Source organism: Paramesorhizobium deserti, from assembly GCF_001558695.1.
Taxonomy (GTDB): Bacteria; Pseudomonadota; Alphaproteobacteria; order Rhizobiales; family Rhizobiaceae; genus Paramesorhizobium; species Paramesorhizobium deserti.
On the sequence record NZ_LNTU01000034.1, the window covers coordinates 510,642 to 526,563 of the forward strand.

A 15,922-nucleotide genomic window follows, 5' to 3' on the forward strand; every position below is an offset into this window, starting at 1 on the left:
ATGATCGAAATCAACGACACGGTCTTCAACGAGGCCTATTTCCGCGAAGCCGCAGGCCGCATCGGCGACGCGGCGCAACTCGGCGCGCGGGCGGGCGACCGCTTCGCCGTCTGTTTCTCCGAGGCGCAGGATTGGCTGGCCTTCTTCTTTGCCGCCCGCGCCGCGGGCGCCAGCATCCTGCCGCTGCCCCCCTCCACACCATATGCGGCGGCGCGCCGGCAGGCGGAGAACGCAAACTGCAACTGGCTGTTCTATAACCGGCTGGAAGGCGAGCCGATCGTCGAGGAACGGAATTCGCAAAGCGGGCAGCTCCTGCAGATGAGCTCGGGGACCACCGGCGAGCCGAAATGCATTGCACGCCCCTGGAGCGACATCGAGGACGAGATCGACACCTACGTCTCCTTCTTCACCGAGCCGCAAGACATGACGCCGTTGGTCGCCTGTCCCACCACCCATTCCTATGGGCTGATCTGCGGGATACTGATGGCGCTGAAGCGCGGCCAGACGCCAAAAATCCTCGACACCGGCAACCCGAAATTCCTGCTGCGCAAGCTGCGGGAAACGGAACGCCCCTATCTGATCTCCTCGCCGGCGATCCTGCACACGCTGGCGCGGCTCATGCCTGCCGGCGAGCAGATCCACGCCACCATGACCTCCGGCACACTGCTGCCCGAGCCCTGGTTCCGGACGATCCGGGCGAAGTCGAAGCACATGTTCCAGCAATACGGCTGCTCGGAAGCCGGCTGCATCGCCATCAATGCTGACGTGCACGCGGCCAACGAGGTGGGCCGCGTGCTGCCGCGTTTTTCGCTGCGCAACCCCGGCACTATCGACGAGCCGAAAGAGATCGCGGTCGAACGGCACGGAATTTCCATCGAGACGCGCGATCTCGGCTTCCGCCGCGACGACGGCATACTGGTGTTCCTGTCGCGCCTCGACGACGTGATCAACGTCTCCGGACTCAACGTCTACCCGAAGGAGGTCGAGGACGTGGTCATGAGCATGCCGGGCATCGGCGACGCCGTCGTCTTCCGCAAGCTGGATACGTTTACCGGCGAGCGCGTTGCGCTGCTTTTCAGCGCCGAGCGGACGATCGACCGGGCGGAGCTGCGGCAATGGTGCGCCGAGCGGTTGGCCGCCCATCACGTGCCGAGCGAGGTCATGCAGGTGGAGCGTATTCCGCGCCAGCCCAACGGCAAGATCAGCCGGCGCGACGTGGCGGCGCGCCATGGCGCAGGCGAATTCGGCGCCGTGCGGACGGAGGCGGCGTGATGACCCATGGAGAAATTCTCCGCGCGATCGAGACGATCCTGCGCGACAGGCTCAACCACGCTCACATGGATGCCTTCGCTCCGACGGCGCGGCTCAACGAGGATCTTTACCTCGACTCCGTTCTGATCCTTGAGATCATGCTGGCGCTGGAGCTCGACCACGGCGTAGCACTTCCCGAAGAAGCTATCAGCCGGCAGGATCTGGAAACGGTTAACGATCTGGTAAACCTGTTTGCCGAGCCGCCGGCCACAGGCGACCGGCCGATGCCAGGCCCGGCGCATGATCTCACCTTCGCCCGCGCCGAGCAGGAGGCGGCTGAACGCGTCGGCGTGCATGGCGAGGACTATGTCGACATAAAGGTCCACTGCTTCGTCAGCAATGTCTGCCACGCGGTGAAGCAGAAGCAGCTCGACCACCGGCCGTTCTTTTTCGGAGTCTGGGACGCTGGCTTCTCCGTCGACGAGCGCTGGCGGCTTGCTTACCACACGCCGGAGATCAGCCATGACTTTTTCCGTGGCTGGTTCGAGAGGCTCTACGGCGCAAGGGTTCGTCAATGGTACCGGCCGGACGTCAGCAAGACAGAGAACCTCGCCACCATGCTGGAGCTTCTCGAGCACAAGAAGCCGAGCGAGTTCCTGATGGTCATGCTCGACCTCTTCCACCTGCCGGAACGCGAGAACAAGTTCAACCAGAACCCCTTCCCACACTATCTGATGTTGGAGAAGACGGACGATCCGGACGTCTTGATGGTGCTCGACCCGGATTTCCGCTGGGAAGGCCGGATCGAGAAGGCGAAGATCGTCAACGCCATCATGCAGCCGACGGTGGGTGGCGGCTTCATCTTCGATGCCGCCGAGATACGGGCGCCCTCGGCGGGCGATCTGCGCGACTATTTCCTCGCCTGCTTCCATCAGGACGAGAATCTCCTGACGAGTGCGGCGCGCGACATCGTGCGGGCCCATGTCGAGGGCCGCAATGGTGTGGCGCTCGCAGACCTGCCGGCGGCACTTCGCGAGCTGCCGGTCATCTCCATCCGCAAATACGCGCTGGAGCATGGGTTTGCGTTCTTCTGGCGCTCGCTGCGGCTGTCGAACGCCGAATTCGACGTGATCTGCGATCATATCGAGACGCTGATCCAGGAGTTCAAGGCGCTGCATTACGCGGTCATGAAGCTCGGACAGACTGAAGACGAGGCGCTTGCCGAGTCGGTATTCGAGAAGCTTGACGCGCTGGACGCGATGGAGCGCGTTCTAAAGCGACAGCTGGCCGAGACCTACCGGGTCTGGTGCGATTCGCACGGACTGCTGCACGCGCCGCGCCATGACGTGGAAGAGGCGGTGGCATGAGGCTGTCGCTCTGCACCATCACCTTCCGGCACCACCTGCTGTCGCTGGAGGACATCGCCCGCTGGGCGGCTGCCAACGGCTTTCAGGGCATCGAGCTTTGGGCCGTGCATGCCCGCAACATGCAGCATCTCACCGACCGCGACGCGGCCTGGATGGCCGGCTTCGGGCTTTCGGTGCCGATGCTCAGCGACTACCTGCCGCTCGACGACGATCTTGCCACGCTGCGCCACGCCACGGCGGATCTCTGCCGGCTTGCGGGTCGCTGGGGCGCGAAAAAGGTGCGCACCTTTGCGGGAAAGACGGGCAGCCGCGACATCTCGCCCGAGGCGCGCTGGCGGCTGTCGGCGCGCCTCAAGGAGGCCTGCCGCATCGCCGAGGACAGTGGCTGCACGGTGCTGGTCGAGACCCATCCCGGCACCTTGGCCGATACGCTCGCTTCCACGCAGCGCCTGATCGAGGAGGTCGACCATCCTGCGCTGGCGATCAATTTCGACACGTTGCATGTGTGGGAGGGCGGCGACGATCCGCTTTCCGCACACCGGGCACTGTTGCCCCGCATCCGGCACTATCATCTGAAGAACGTGCGCTCGCGCGCCGACCTCGGCGTGTTCGAGCCGGCAAACGTCTATGCGGCGGCGGGAAAACGCACCGGCATGACGCCGCTGTTCGACGGCGCGCTCGACTATCTGGAATTTCTCGATGCGCTGTTCGAGCGCGACGACATCGATGCCTCGCTGGAATGGTTCGGCGGCGACTGCTTCAACGTGCTCGCCAACGACGCGCGCAATCTGCGCCTGCTCAGGGCTGACCGCGAGGCGCCGATCCGCGCCGGGGCAGCGTGAGGATGACAACGCACGCTCACGTCTCACATCAATAAACCAGAAGCCGGTGGGACCGATGTCCGCGCCGGCTTTTTTGCGTTTCGACCTCAGAAGCGCGCGGTCGCTGTGAGGCGGAAGGAGCGGCCCGGATCGTAGTGAGGGCTCACGCCGTCGAAATCTTGGCCGTAGGCGGCGCGGTCCGTGTAGACCTCATCGAAGATGTTGAGCGCATCAGCGCGTAGCGTGAAGTTCGGCTTCGACGGCGACGTCCATTCCAGATAGGCGTTCACCACCTCGTAGCCCTGCAGTTTCCGCTTCGGGCTGGTCGGATCGGTCGGATGCTGCACCAGCGTGCGATCGTAGGGAAGCGCGATCTCAACGTCGCCACCGACCTTCAAGCCCCAATCGTGGAAGGTGTAGCCGGCGCCGATCATGACGACCTGGCCAAGCGGCGTCGTCAAATAGCGCCCAATCTCGGAGTCGGCCGGCACGCCGTCTATATCAGCCTCGATGTCGGCATATTTTACGCTGACAAAACCGGCATCCCAATTGTAGCGCCCACCGACCTCCCAGCCCTTGGAGACGAGATCGAGCGTGCGGATCGATGAGACTTCCGGCGCCGGCACGCCGCGTCCGAAGACCGGCAGGCGCGCATTGTCAATGTCTGTGCGGAACAGGTTCGCCTCGAAGGTGAAGCCGTTGTAGCGCGCCTCCAGACCGGTGGTGATATTGTTCGAGGTAACCGGCTCCGGCCCGTTACCATAGGTCCAGAGCGGGTTCTGGAGGAAGTTTTCTGCCAGCGGCACGCCGCCCCAGACATGCGAGGCCGCGGCCTTCACCGTCAGAAATTCGGGCAGAAGGTCGTATTCGCCTGAAATGTTGCCACTCACGCCGGCATTGGTCCAATCCGATCCGTCGATGCCGGTGAACCACTGGTGGTCAGCGCGGCCGCCAAACGAAACTCGCGCGCGGTCAGACGGCTCCAGGCGCGCCTGCGCATAAGCGCCAATATTGGCGGTGCGTTCGTCGGTAAAGAAGGGTTCCGTGGAATTCCGGTAAGCCAAGTCTGCCTTGTCGTTGTAGAAGTCGAAGCCGGCGGTGATCGTGCCGATGTCGAGCGTGAACCTGTTCTCCATTTTGCCGTTGAAGCTTCTGGTAGCGCCTTCGGTGGGTGAGATCTCGTCGAAGAAATACTCGGGCGTTGCAATCTGTGTTCTGCTGTAGGCCAGAACAATCTTGGGATCCCACCAACCTTCGGGCGAAGCGTCGGTGTAAGTGAAGACGGTGTTCTGGCGGCGCAGATCGTAGTTCCGCAACTCCCGTTCACGGCCAGGCCGATGGATATAAACATTGGCGCGGTAGGGACGAAGGTCGTCGTCGCGCACCTGCTCGTGGCTGAGCTCGAAACGGTGACCCTCCAGGCTCTCATAGGCGATTTTGCCGAGACCGCTGATCAGGTCGGTGCCGGTGCCCGGCATCTCTTCACCATTGCCGGCGGTGAAATTGCCACCGTTGCTGTAATTGATGTAGCCGAGATACTCGAAACCCTCCTGCTGGCCGAAGGCGGCAAAGCCGGTTGTGTAGGTCTCGCTGTTGGTGTCCCAAATGCCCGTGACGAAGCCGCCAAAATTGCGGCCCGGCTCCAGGAGATCGACGGCGTCCTTGGTCTCGAAGCCGAGCGAACCGCCCAGAGCGCCGGGCCCGGCATCGGCCGGCGCCACGCCCGCCTGAACGGACACCGCCTTCAACAGCGCCGGATCGAGCAGATAGGTGCCGTTGTGGTGGAAAACCTTGTTGTTCTGCCGCGAGCCGTCGACCGTCACCGCTAGGTTGTTCTCGTCGACACCGTTGACGTAGATCTTCTGCGTGCTGGGGATGGCCCCGCCGACCGCGATCTGCGGCTCGCCAGAAAAGACTTCGCGCAGATCGCGCGGCGCCTTGCGATCGATCTGCTCCGGGTCGATGGCGATCACGTCCGCGCCGGCCGAGGCACTCGCCCCCGCACCGACATCAACCACGATGGTTTTGAGTTGTATTGCGCCACCCGGCGCGGTCTGGCCCTCTTCGGTTTCCTCGGCAGCCGTCACGCGGGGTCCCGTTCCCTGCGCGGGAGCGGACTGCGCCAATGCGTCGTGGCTGACAAAAAAGGATATCGCGGTGCTTACGGCCAACACACGCAAACGATCGGATGACATTAGCTGATTTCCCCACGGTTGGACCCACCCCGACCGGTGCCCAAGCACACGGCCGGATTGCTAATAGCCCATCCATTGTGCCGTGGCAATAAACCTGATATAAAAAATCAACTTTATGCAAGTCGTTGGAACTGCTGCGTTCTCTGCGCGGCTGTGTTTTTATGCGTGGTGCAGAACGGTGAGCCGTCCCGCTATGGTTTCGACCTGCATCGGGAAGCCGAAGACCATCTCCAGCAAGTCGGGCCGGATGATGGACGCCGTGTCGCCCGCGGCGGCGATCCGACCATCCTTCATGGCCACGATCCGGTCGGCATGAGCCGCCGCGTGGTTGATGTCGTGCAGCACCACCAGCACTGTCTTGCCATGCTCGTCGGCGATCTTCCGCAGCATGCGCATCAGTTCACGCGCATGGAACATGTCGAGGTTGTTCAGCGGCTCGTCGAGCAGGACAGTGCCGGTCCCCTGGCAGAAGGTCATGGCGACCAGCGCCCGCTGCCGCTGCCCGCCTGAAAGGGTATCGATGAAGCGCGAGGCCAGCCCGGTCAGGTCGAACCGTTCCAGCGTTTCCGCGACGATGCGACGGTCCTCCGCCGTCAGCCGCCCGCCGCTGTGCGGGAAGCGGCCGAATCCCACCAGCTCGGCGACGCGCAGCCGGCTCGCCACGCCCGGGTCCTGGCGGAGGATCGCCATCACTTTCGCCAACTGCCGTGTCGGCGTCGTATCGATGGGGTGGCCATCCACTGTGATGCGGCCTGTCTGCAACGGCCGCAGCCGAGCGATCAACGACAGCAAGCTGGATTTGCCGGCGCCGTTGGGACCCACGAGCGCAGTGACCCCGCCTTTGGGCAGCGTCAGGCTGATCTGGTCGAGGATCACGCTGCCGCCGAGCGTCAACGACACATCGGATATGTCGATCACCGCCGCACTCCCGCGAAAAGCATGACAAGAAAGATGATACCGCCAATAAATTCGACGACGATCGCAAGCGTGCCCTCGCCGCCCAGCCCGTGCTGAAGCACTGTCTGGCCGCCCACAAGCACCACCACCGCTACCAGCGCGGCCGCCGGCAGCAGAACGGCGTGCCGGCCGGTGCCTGCGACGCGGTCGGTAATCGAGGCGACCAGCAGCCCGAGGAACGCCATCGGCCCAACCAGCGCCGTCGCCGCCGCCACCAGGGCCGCGACCAGCGCCAGCAGGCCGGCGACAACGCTTCGCCAGGATACGCCGAGCCCGACCGCAGCCTCCTCGCCAAGTGCGACCACGTCGAGCACGTGCCGCATGCGCCAGGCGACCACCGTGCCTGCCGCGGTGATCAGCCAGGCGATCAGCAGCAGGTCCGGCCGGGTCCGGCTGAAGCTGGCAAAGACGGCGCCTTGCAGCACGGCAAAGTCGTTGGGGTCGAACAGCCGCGCCAGCAGCACCGACAGCGAGCGGAACAGCAGGCCGAGCACGACGCCCGTAAGCAGCAACAGGCCGAGATCAAGGCGCCGGCCGAGCAAGGGCAGGAACAGCGCCAGAGCAAGGCCCGTCATGACAAAGAAATTGCCGAAAAATTGCAGGCGCGGGTCGATGCCTGCAAAGCCGAGGCCGGTCAGAGCGAAGACCAGCGCCGTCTGGCAGAAAATATAAAGCGCGTCTAGCCCCATGATCGACGGGGTGACGATGCGGTTGGCCGTGAGTGTCTGGAATACCACCGTCGACACCGCCACCGCAACGCCGACACAAATCATCGCTCCAAGCCGCAATCCGCGCAACTCAAGCCCCAGCGCGAGATCGCCGCGCAGGCCGATCGTCATGTAGGCTGCGCAGGCGAGCAACGCCACGGCAGCGGTCAGCGTTAGCCGCCGCGCCGGGCTTGCAGCGCCGGAAAGAACCGCCGCCTCAGCCATCGCCGCGCCCCGCGAACAAAAGGCCGAGAAACAGCGCGGCGCCGACCACGCCGAGGACGATCCCCACCGGGATCTCGTAGGGAAAGCGGATCAGCCGCCCGATGATGTCGCAGGAAAGCACCAGCGCCGCACCGGTTCCCGCCACCCACGGCAGGGTGTGGCGCAGGTTCTCGCCGGCAAATCGCGAGATCAGGTTCGGCGCGACCAGGCCGACGAATGGGATGATGCCGACCACCACCACGGTCAGCGCGGCGATGGCCGAGACGATGACCAGGCCCAGGCGCAGCACCGCCGCGTAGTTGAGCCCAAGCCCGATGCCGACATCCCGGCCGAGCGACAGGATAGTCAGCCGATCGGCGGTCCACCATGCCAGCGCCACCAATGCGCCGGCGATCCACAAAAGTTCGTAGCGGCCGCGCAGAACACCCGAGAACTCGCCGGTGGTCCAGGTTTCCAGATATTGCAGCAGGTCGAGCTGCCAAGCCGCGAAGGTCGCCACGGCGCCCACCACGCCGCCATAGACGATGCCGAACAGGGGCACGAGAAAGGGCTGCGTCGGCGGTAGCCTATGGGCGAGCGCCAGGAATACCGAGGTGCCGGCAAGCGCCGTCACCACGGCCACCGCGGCCTTCCAGCCGAGCGGGGCTTCCGGCCACAATACGGTGACGAGCAGAACGCCGAGCGCCGCCGACTGCGTGGTCCCCGCCGTCGACGGCTCGACGAAGCGGTTGCGCGCCAGCGCCTGCATCACCAGTCCGGCGATCGCCAACGCGCCGCCGGCGAGCAGCGCGGCCAGCGTGCGCGGCACTCGGCTCGCCATCATCAGGCCAAGCGCCTGCGGATCGGAAAACAACGCGCCCGGCGAAAGTTCGCTCACGCCGACGAACAGGCTGACCGCCGCCAGCGCCAGCAGCGCACCTAGCGCCGCCGCCGACGGACCAAATTTCAAACGGACAGCCGTCGCCATGGTCATCGGGGTTTGGAGAAGGCGCTCCGGATCGTCTCCAGAACGCGCATCGTCGCCCGCACGCCGCCCGCCGCGATGTAAAAATCGGCGGCCGGTACATAGATCACCTGTCCCTTCGTCCAGGCGGTGGTCGCAGCGACCAGCTCGTTGTCGAGCGTGGCTCTGGCGTTCTGCTCGCCGGAACCGATGGCGGCGCCGCGATCGACCACGATCAGCCAGTCGGGATCGGCCTCGCGCACGAATTCGAACGAAACCGCCTCGCCGTGGGTCGCCGCCTCGACATCCTTCACCGCGAGCGGCAGGCCGAGCGCCCTATGCACCCAGCCGAAACGTGAGCCCTCGCCGTACGCGGTCACTTTCGGGCCGCTCGTCATCAGGATCAGTGCGTTGCCCTTGCCCTCGACCGCCGACCGCGTCGCGGCGACGGCGGCATCAAGTTCTGCCACCAGATTCGCTGCTTCGGCCTGCTTGCCGACAAGGGTGCCATATCCCTCCAGCCGCGCCTTTGCCTCGGCGAGGAGATCGTCGCCCTCGATCGTCATGTCGACGCTCTGTGCCACCCTGGCCGTCGCTTCCAGCCGCAGGGAGGAGCGGCCACCGACCACGATCAGGTCCGGCGCCAGCGCGCTGAGCGCCTCCAGATCGGGCTCGAAGATCGTACCGACAACCTCGGCACCCGCCTTCAGGTGTTCGAGTTCCGGCACGTATAGCTTTTCCGGCACGCCGGCGATTTTCACGCCGAGACTGTCCAGAGTGTCGATCGCGGCGATGTCAAACACGGCGAGTGTCCGCGGCACCTTGTCGACCGTCACCTTGCCAAGCGCCGTATCGATCCCGGCCGCCGACACATCGGCGATCAGCAGCACCGTCGCCGCCAAGCCGAGCGCGGCCCGCGCCCAGGCCGTCGGCCATCTTACGGACCCTGACGTCATCAGCCCTGCCATGCGAGCGCCGGCATGTTTTCGCGGAACGCAAAGCGGATGAGGTGCGATTCGATGACGTGCTTCGTATCCTTCAGCCCCTCCGCATCGGCGGCCTCCACCCTTATCTCGAGGTTTTCCAGGTCGGCATCCATGATTGCCGTGCCGCAGGAGAAGCAGCACTCACCATGCCCATCGGCATAAACGGCCTCGATCTTGTGGCCGAAATGTTTGCAGAGCTGCTGTATGTATTTGTCGGCGTGCGGGGTCCGGCAGCGCGCGGTCGCGGTCAGCATGGCAATCTCGCTTTACATGACTTTATTACTCCAGTTATCGCAAACCGCCCTATCGGGCAAGTGCAGCGCTCCCAACAATCGCCGAAGACGGAACAGGTCGCAGTGATGCGGTTCCGCACGACAATCGCAGTACCCGTCCAATGTGACATTGATGGAGTCCTGAAGCGGCTGCATTGCGTAAGGGTACCACCGGCCAAGCTTAGCTACGGTGGGATCCGTCGTACCAGACGGGCATGGACCACAGACGACAAAACTTACATCGGCGATCCGCTGGCGATGTCTGGCACCACAGCTGGTCACACGCGGAACAAGGAAGACCGCTGTGACACAGATGCCTGATTTCCGCACGGTTCGATTCCGGAAGCCGCCCACTTTCGGCCCCGAACACGTCATTCGCCGATCAGCTTAGCGACGACCCCTTCGTTCGCAATGGAACCCGCCAGCGCGCTCATCTCGGTTCCACCGCCAAAAGGCATTCTAGGTCGTGGTCGGTAGTTCACTGCCCTCTGTCTCGCCGATCGGAACGAGCAGGTTGCGGAGAAAGCGGTCATTGCGTTGTATAGGGACAAGGAAACATAACAGGAGCAAAATACTCGCGGAGAGCGCAAATGCACCTATACTCGCCAAATGGGCAAAAGAATCACGGACAGTCAGATTCTGGATGAGCTGGGCGAGACGGCGGTCAAGAAGATCGTGCTCGAAACAGGTTTCATACCCCCACGAAAGACGGTGGTGCGGAGGCGCCTTGGCGCGCAAGCCTTTGCCGTCTCACAAAAGAGGGCTATAGCGTAGATATAGTTCTCATCATCGCGCGGCGCGCCCGACAGGACTCGAACTTTCTCCTAACTATTAGGATAACTGTATGACGTGCTCTGCTTTTGGATTCCGGGGTCAGATCTGAATGACCGAAATAGAAGGCGCGTTGCGGTCTGGAAGCTTAGGTCAAAACATGCCCGGCGTCGCGCGATGAATCCCTGACTGCCACTTAAGCTGACCATAGCGGTCGTCTTAGCCAAGCGATTTTGCCTGCTATAATCCGGGGACAATACAGCAATTGGGGCCTGTTCGCAGCCTTAGCCTGGCCTTCATGGATTGCAAGCTGGTTGCGTGTCGGCCGACCTTCGATTTGAACCTCAATCCCGTAATTGGATTGATATTTCTTCGCTTTTTGGATTTTTCGATGTTTCTGGAGAATCTGGACAAACAAAAACCCCCAGCCAACTGCTTGAGTTGATTGGGGGTTTTGGGTTCAGTTTGGTTGCGGGGGCCTGCAATCATCTTTACTTGCGACCGGTCTCTCTACTTCATCCCATGCTACTCCAGATGGAAACAGCGCTTCTTGACGAGCTATTTCGCACAGCAGCGTAAGAAACGGACCTAACCTAGATACGACTTCCACGCGTTGACTTGTGCTTCTATCAGCGTGGCTCATTTGTCGGCGCGATAGCTGCCGACCGAAAGTTGTCGCGGCCGACCGAAAATCTCAGCTGCCGGCAGGCAAGGATCGGTCCCCTCGCTGAGGATCGCAAGACAGCGTTGGTAGCTAAACACCCGTCCCCGCTTGCGCCCAGTGATCTCTTCAACGATCCCCATCTTCTCAAGGTCGGCCAAGGCCGCGTTGGGGTGTCGGAACTGAAGCACCTCATATGTGCTATGGGTGTCAGCAACAGGAGAGATTCGATGGGCACACGCAGCCCTCGAACGGATGAGCGCTGACGGGGCGCTGCAAGTGTCAAGGAACCCTCAAGTCCGCGCCTGAGGGACGCAGATCAATAGCCTCTGTAGGTGAGGTGGATACATTTCACTATGGTGCGCGGACGTTCTCAATGTCATGATCACACCAACGTTCGCTCACGACACTCGCTCCTCGGGAGATCGGCAGCACGGAGCGGAGGCAGGACGTCGGTCCCAGGGCGATAGAGCCGGGCGGCAAAGGGAGATATCGAACGTAAGTGGAGTGGTATGCCGTCTTCCTGGCCATTTTTGGCGCCATTGTTCTTTTGACCGCTTGGCTGCCCCTCTGGCTGAAAGAGCTGCCGTTATCCCTGCCCATGTTCTGCATCGGCACGGGGGTGTTGCTGACCTGGTCACCGCTTCTGCCGATTGACTGGGCGAACCCGCTCGAGAATCGGTACATCACTGAACGGATGACCGAATTTGTCGTCATCGTCTCCCTGATGGGCGCCGGCCTGAAGCTGGATCGGCCGATCGGTTGGCGCAATTGGGGCATGACATGGCGCCTCCTTTTCATCGCCATGCCGATCACCATTGCGGGCGTCGCGCTGCTTGGTTGGGCGGTCCTCGGCTTGGGCATTGCCGCGGCCCTTCTTCTCGGCGCTGCCCTGGCGCCGACCGACCCGGTCCTGGCGAGCGACGTACAAGTTGGGCCGCCTCAGTCCGGCGAGGAGGATGAGGTGCGTTTCGCGCTTACCTCGGAAGCCGGCCTCAACGACGGCGCGGCCTTTCCCTTCGTCTACCTGGCCATCGCAATCGCGCTCTCGCAGGCTTCGGGCGAACCCTTCTTCGCCAACTGGCTGCTCGTTGACGTGATCTGGAAAGTCAGTGCAGGGCTGGCGATCGGGTGGATTGGCGGATGGGTGATGGGGCATCTCACGTTCCGCCTGCCGAACCGAGCGGCACTCGCCAGGTCGAATGACGGTTTTGCCGCGCTCGGCATTACATGCCTGGCCTATGGTACAACCGAGCTGGCCAATGGCTACGGCTTCCTCGCGGTCTTTGTCGCTGCGGTGGCTTTCCGGGCAGTCGAACGGCGACACCGCTACCATCGCAACCTGCACAGCTTTGCCGAGCAGATCGAACGGCTGGTCATGATGGTGCTGTTGGTCTGCTTCGGTGCCGCGATCGCCGAGGGTACGATTTTCGGCGGGTTGAGCTGGCCCGTCGTATTTGTTGCAGCCCTGGTTCTGCTTGTCCTACGGCCACTTTCCGGCTGGATCAGCCTCGCTGGTCATCCCGCACCGTATCACGAGAAGCTGGCGATTTCGTTCTTCGGCATCCGCGGCCTCGGCTCGTTCTACTATGTCGCCTACGCCTTGGGTCAGGCCGAATTCGACGGGGCTCAGGTTATCTGGGTCACGGTCTGTTGCGTGGTCCTCGTTTCGATCGTCATCCACGGCATCGCGGTTACCCCGATCATGAAGCGTCTTGACCGCTACCGGACTTCAATGCGCAGCGCAACGGGGCCGCCGCGTGGGCAGCCACCGGCGATCCAACGGCCACGTCACTAGAGCATCTTGCGGACGTGCGAGCGAAAGCGTGCGCATCCCACTCTAAAGCGGGAGATCTTCGGTGGTGCGCCGAATGCGAAACCATCTGTAGGCGTAACTCCCGACCTCGATGGTGATGGTTCCATCCTTCTCGATGGTAAAGCCGCCGTGGCCAAAGAGATCGACGAGGCCGTGCGGGGCAACCTGACCGAGGCTGAACGAGACCCGGTGGGATTTGTCGCTCAGATTGTGGATCGTGAGGACGGAGCGATTCCCCCAATCGTGGCGCAGCGCCAGGATTGCGGCTTCTGACACCGGCACCAGGCTCCAGGCCCGAAGACAATCTCCGGCGTCTCGCGTCGCCTGCGGATCAGGTGCTCCATCCAGTTCAGAAGTCCTCCTTCGGCCCGAATGCGCGAAAGACCTCCTGCCGTTCCGCCTCCGTGAGTTTATCGAGCGACCACTCGTCGTGATTGCGGATGAGGTTGGCCCATGCTGCGTCGGCCGGCAGCGACGGCATGGCCCGCAAATTGTGGACCAGCGCCCCCGCATCCTCGCGCACCAGCGCCAATGCCAGCGCCTGGTTCAGGTTGAAGTTGAGGCACATATGCAATTCGTCGCCGCTCTCATCGCCGAAAAAACGGCGCACATCCTCATATTCGAGATTGACCTCGCCCATGAGCAAGGCATCGCCGCGCCGGCGGCCGAGGAAACTGCGGAGATCACGCAGCCAATCGTGCGGCGCGATCTCCATCGGGCGCTCGATTCCCGAGGTCTCGAGGAGGAGGGGGACAGCATCGACACGAAAGCCGGAAAGGCCGATCTCCAGCCAGAAACCGACGATCCTGCGGATCTCCTCGCGCACCCTGGGATTGGCGATGTTGAGGTCGGGCTGGTGCTTGTAGAAGCGGTGCAGACGTGTGGTTCACCACCAGGTCCGCGATCACACGCATGCCGAGATCGCGCGCGGTGCGCACGATCCACTTTGATCGCCCGTCATGGGTCACGGTCTCGCCTGCGAACAGCGCACGCATGACCGCAACGCATTCGGCCAGCCTGTCATTGCGGACGGGCTTTCGAGGCCAGCGATCTCCCGTGATGTGCTCGTTCGAGGCTTCACCGGTGCCGCACGCCATCCAGAAGCGGCCGGGGAACATCTGGCAGAGGGTGGCTGCAGCCTGAGCAATGATCGCCGGGTGTATCGCTGGCCAGGCGCGGTGACCACGCCGAAAGGCAGGGATGTGGCTTGCAAAGCGGCGCCAAGCCAGGACCAGGCTAAGCCGGACTGGCCCTGTCGCTCGCTCCAGGGCGAGAAGTGATCCGACGACATTGCAGCGCCGAAGCCCGCGGACTCCGCAAGGCCAACCGCATCGAGCAGCGACCTCGGATCGATCTGCTCATGCGAGGCGTGAAAGCTGATAACGGGCATTGCCCCTCCGACACACTGCTGGCCACCGCCCCGTCGAACGGCGATTGGCGTCGCGACTTGTCAAAACTGCTGGTGCGAGAACGGTGCCGGCCGAACTCGGTTACGGAAGCGGACCGTCCGCAATCGATGAAGTTTGCAACAAGCGTCGGCCCAAAGCCGCCGCGGCGGCGATTATGACAGCTGAAAGCGGACTTTCTCCAGAATCGACATCGCTGTCCTTAACCGACACTGCGCCTGAATAGGTAGGTGCTGGTTGCACGCACGTCGCGGCATCCTCCGCCGCACTACTCTGCCGCTCGCGTATATCGACGCGTCGTCGGCATGTGCTCTCGCTCCCAATCCACCATGTAATCACGCGTTAGCGGAACAATGTCGGATCGTTTGGCAAGCTGTACCTGGAAAACCATCATGGAGCGAAAGCGGAATCCGATCTCGCACAAGACGAGATAGAACTCCCACATGCGGCAGAACCTTTCGTCGTAGAGCGCCGCGACGCGCTGCCGATTGGCCATAAAGCGCCTGCGCCAGTGACGGAGCGTTTCCGCATAATGAAGACGCAGGATCTCGATATCGGTGACGATCAGGCCCGAGCGCTCAGCGGCTGAGCTGACTTCGGACAAAGATGCCAGGTCGGCGCCCGGAAAGATGTATTTGCGGATGAACGGATTTATCGGGCCCGGCGCATCCGAAAACCCGATTGCGTGCAGCAGCGCAACACCATCTTCCTTGAGCAGGTCGTTGAGTTTGGCAAAGAACTCGTCATAGTTCTTCTTGCCCACGTGCTCGAACATGCCGACCGAGACGATGCGATCATACGCGCCGGCCACTTGGCGATAGTCGCGCAGTTGAAAGCGGGCTCGATCGGCAAGGCCGGCTGCGGCCGCCCGCGCCTCGGATTTTTTGTGCTGCTCGACGCTCAGTGTGACGCCGGTAACGTCAGCACCCGCTTCCTCGGCCAGATAGAGGCCCAGCCCTCCCCAACCTGAGCCGATATCCAGTATGTCGAGGCCCGGCCGATCGAGAAGCAGCTTTGCCGCGATATGGCGTTTCTTGTTCTCCTGTGCCGTCTCCAGGCCGTCGCTGGCATTGATGAAATAGGCGCAGGAATACTGACGGTCGCTGTCGAGGAAGAGATCGTAGAGTTGGTCCGATAGATCGTAGTGATGGGCGATATTGCGGCGCGCCCGATCGATTGGATTGTACTGCTTGAGCTGGCGCGCCATACGCGACAGCAAAGAGAACCACGGCATCTTCTCGAAATTTTGAAGATTTCGTGCAGCAATCTCAAGGAGATCGTAGAGCGTTCCATCCTCGACGGTCAGCAGGCCGTTCATGTAGGCTTCGCCGATCGAGAGCTCCGGATTCAGGGCAAGCGTATAGTCAAGATGGCGAGCGCGCAGCCGAACGGTACAGTGGGGCGGGGAGCCGTCGCCATAAACGTGCGTTCCTCCTGCACCGTCGATCAACCGCAGGCTGCCAGTGCGGATGGTAGATTTGAGAATTGCGGGAAACAGCATGGTGATCCTCCTGTTGATCGCAAATTTTAGCGTGATCGCGTGC

13 protein-coding genes and 2 pseudogenes are annotated in these 15,922 nt (G+C 62.6%); 4 read left to right on the forward strand and 11 right to left on the reverse strand.

What is annotated here, in order from left to right; genetic code table 11:
• From ATN84_RS18670 to ATN84_RS18680, 3 genes are read left to right on the forward strand one after another with little or no spacing between them, the layout of a single operon-like run.
• Positions 1-1,272, forward strand: coding sequence for an AMP-binding protein (locus ATN84_RS18670; RefSeq protein WP_068883598.1), 1,272 nt, complete (start codon positions 1-3; stop codon positions 1,270-1,272).
• Positions 1,272-2,618 carry a DUF6005 family protein gene (locus tag ATN84_RS18675; protein ID WP_068883433.1) on the forward strand — a complete coding sequence of 449 codons (1,347 nt, stop codon included), beginning with the start codon at positions 1,272-1,274 and terminating at the stop codon, positions 2,616-2,618. The genes ATN84_RS18670 and ATN84_RS18675 overlap by 1 nt, the downstream gene beginning before the upstream one ends.
• On the forward strand, positions 2,615-3,460 hold the full coding sequence (locus tag ATN84_RS18680; protein ID WP_068883434.1) for a sugar phosphate isomerase/epimerase family protein: 846 nt from the start codon (positions 2,615-2,617) through the stop codon (positions 3,458-3,460). Before ATN84_RS18675 ends, ATN84_RS18680 begins: the two co-directional genes overlap by 4 nt.
• An 86-nt stretch (positions 3,461-3,546) precedes the next feature.
• Here the strand turns inward: ATN84_RS18680 and ATN84_RS18685 are convergent, their stop codons facing one another.
• From ATN84_RS18685 to ATN84_RS27835, 7 genes and pseudogenes are all read right to left on the reverse strand, one after another.
• Positions 3,547-5,634, reverse strand: coding sequence for a TonB-dependent receptor domain-containing protein (locus ATN84_RS18685; RefSeq protein WP_068883436.1), 2,088 nt, complete (start codon positions 5,632-5,634; stop codon positions 3,547-3,549).
• A gap of 159 nt (positions 5,635-5,793) precedes the next feature.
• Positions 5,794-6,552, reverse strand: a complete 759-nt coding sequence (locus ATN84_RS18690; protein ID WP_068883438.1) for an iron ABC transporter ATP-binding protein — start codon at positions 6,550-6,552, stop codon at positions 5,794-5,796.
• The gene (locus ATN84_RS18695; RefSeq protein ID WP_082766363.1) at positions 6,549-7,523 is read right to left on the reverse strand and encodes an iron chelate uptake ABC transporter family permease subunit; all 975 of its coding nucleotides are present in this window, start codon (positions 7,521-7,523) and stop codon (positions 6,549-6,551) included. Before ATN84_RS18695 ends, ATN84_RS18690 begins: the two co-directional genes overlap by 4 nt.
• Positions 7,516-8,496, reverse strand: a complete 981-nt coding sequence (locus tag ATN84_RS18700; RefSeq protein WP_082766364.1) for an ABC transporter permease — start codon at positions 8,494-8,496, stop codon at positions 7,516-7,518. The genes ATN84_RS18695 and ATN84_RS18700 overlap by 8 nt, the downstream gene beginning before the upstream one ends.
• Positions 8,493-9,422 carry a siderophore ABC transporter substrate-binding protein gene (locus ATN84_RS18705; RefSeq protein WP_068883602.1) on the reverse strand — a complete coding sequence of 310 codons (930 nt, stop codon included), beginning with the start codon at positions 9,420-9,422 and terminating at the stop codon, positions 8,493-8,495. The genes ATN84_RS18700 and ATN84_RS18705 overlap by 4 nt, the downstream gene beginning before the upstream one ends.
• The gene (locus tag ATN84_RS18710; protein WP_068883441.1) at positions 9,422-9,706 is read right to left on the reverse strand and encodes a DUF2218 domain-containing protein; all 285 of its coding nucleotides are present in this window, start codon (positions 9,704-9,706) and stop codon (positions 9,422-9,424) included. Before ATN84_RS18710 ends, ATN84_RS18705 begins: the two co-directional genes overlap by 1 nt.
• A gap of 1,428 nt (positions 9,707-11,134) precedes the next feature.
• A pseudogene (locus ATN84_RS27835) lies at positions 11,135-11,326 on the reverse strand (hypothetical protein); the annotation flags it as partial.
• A 332-nt stretch (positions 11,327-11,658) separates the two neighbouring features.
• Here ATN84_RS27835 and ATN84_RS18715 point away from each other — a divergent pair.
• On the forward strand, positions 11,659-12,954 hold the full coding sequence (locus ATN84_RS18715) for a cation:proton antiporter (RefSeq protein WP_068883443.1): 1,296 nt from the start codon (positions 11,659-11,661) through the stop codon (positions 12,952-12,954).
• Between the two features lie 42 nt (positions 12,955-12,996).
• Here ATN84_RS18715 and ATN84_RS18720 read toward each other — a convergent pair whose 3' ends face one another.
• The 4 genes and pseudogenes from ATN84_RS18720 to ATN84_RS18735 form a co-directional block, all read right to left on the reverse strand.
• Positions 12,997-13,248 (reverse strand): alpha-glucosidase C-terminal domain-containing protein, encoded by a 252-nt coding sequence (locus ATN84_RS18720; protein WP_153020292.1) that lies wholly within the window; start codon positions 13,246-13,248, stop codon positions 12,997-12,999.
• Between the two features lie 73 nt (positions 13,249-13,321).
• Entirely contained in the window at positions 13,322-13,849 is a 528-nt protein-coding gene (locus ATN84_RS18725; protein WP_201026407.1) for an alpha-amylase family glycosyl hydrolase, read from the reverse strand.
• Positions 13,845-14,362 (reverse strand): annotated as a pseudogene (locus ATN84_RS27535) (LLM class flavin-dependent oxidoreductase); the annotation flags it as partial. The gene ATN84_RS18725 and the pseudogene ATN84_RS27535, both read right to left, overlap by 5 nt.
• Before the next feature lie 284 nt (positions 14,363-14,646).
• Positions 14,647-15,879, reverse strand: coding sequence for an SAM-dependent methyltransferase (locus tag ATN84_RS18735; RefSeq protein WP_068883451.1), 1,233 nt, complete (start codon positions 15,877-15,879; stop codon positions 14,647-14,649).
• Between the last annotated feature and the right edge of the window lie 43 nt (positions 15,880-15,922).

What these genes read in the sequence shown, in the direction of transcription:
- ATN84_RS18670 (WP_068883598.1), top strand. Translation starts at nt 1, where the DNA reads ATGATCGAAATCAACGACACGGTCTTCAACGAGGCCTATTTCCGCGAA.
- ATN84_RS18675 (WP_068883433.1), top strand. Translation starts at nt 1,272, where the DNA reads ATGACCCATGGAGAAATTCTCCGCGCGATCGAGACGATCCTGCGCGAC.
- ATN84_RS18680 (WP_068883434.1), top strand. Translation starts at nt 2,615, where the DNA reads ATGAGGCTGTCGCTCTGCACCATCACCTTCCGGCACCACCTGCTGTCG.
- ATN84_RS18685 (WP_068883436.1), bottom strand. Translation starts at nt 5,634, where the DNA reads ATGTCATCCGATCGTTTGCGTGTGTTGGCCGTAAGCACCGCGATATCC.
- ATN84_RS18695 (WP_082766363.1), bottom strand. Translation starts at nt 7,523, where the DNA reads ATGGCTGAGGCGGCGGTTCTTTCCGGCGCTGCAAGCCCGGCGCGGCGG.
- ATN84_RS18700 (WP_082766364.1), bottom strand. Translation starts at nt 8,496, where the DNA reads ATGACCATGGCGACGGCTGTCCGTTTGAAATTTGGTCCGTCGGCGGCG.
- ATN84_RS18705 (WP_068883602.1), bottom strand. Translation starts at nt 9,422, where the DNA reads ATGACGTCAGGGTCCGTAAGATGGCCGACGGCCTGGGCGCGGGCCGCG.
- ATN84_RS18710 (WP_068883441.1), bottom strand. Translation starts at nt 9,706, where the DNA reads ATGCTGACCGCGACCGCGCGCTGCCGGACCCCGCACGCCGACAAATAC.
- ATN84_RS18735 (WP_068883451.1), bottom strand. Translation starts at nt 15,879, where the DNA reads ATGCTGTTTCCCGCAATTCTCAAATCTACCATCCGCACTGGCAGCCTG.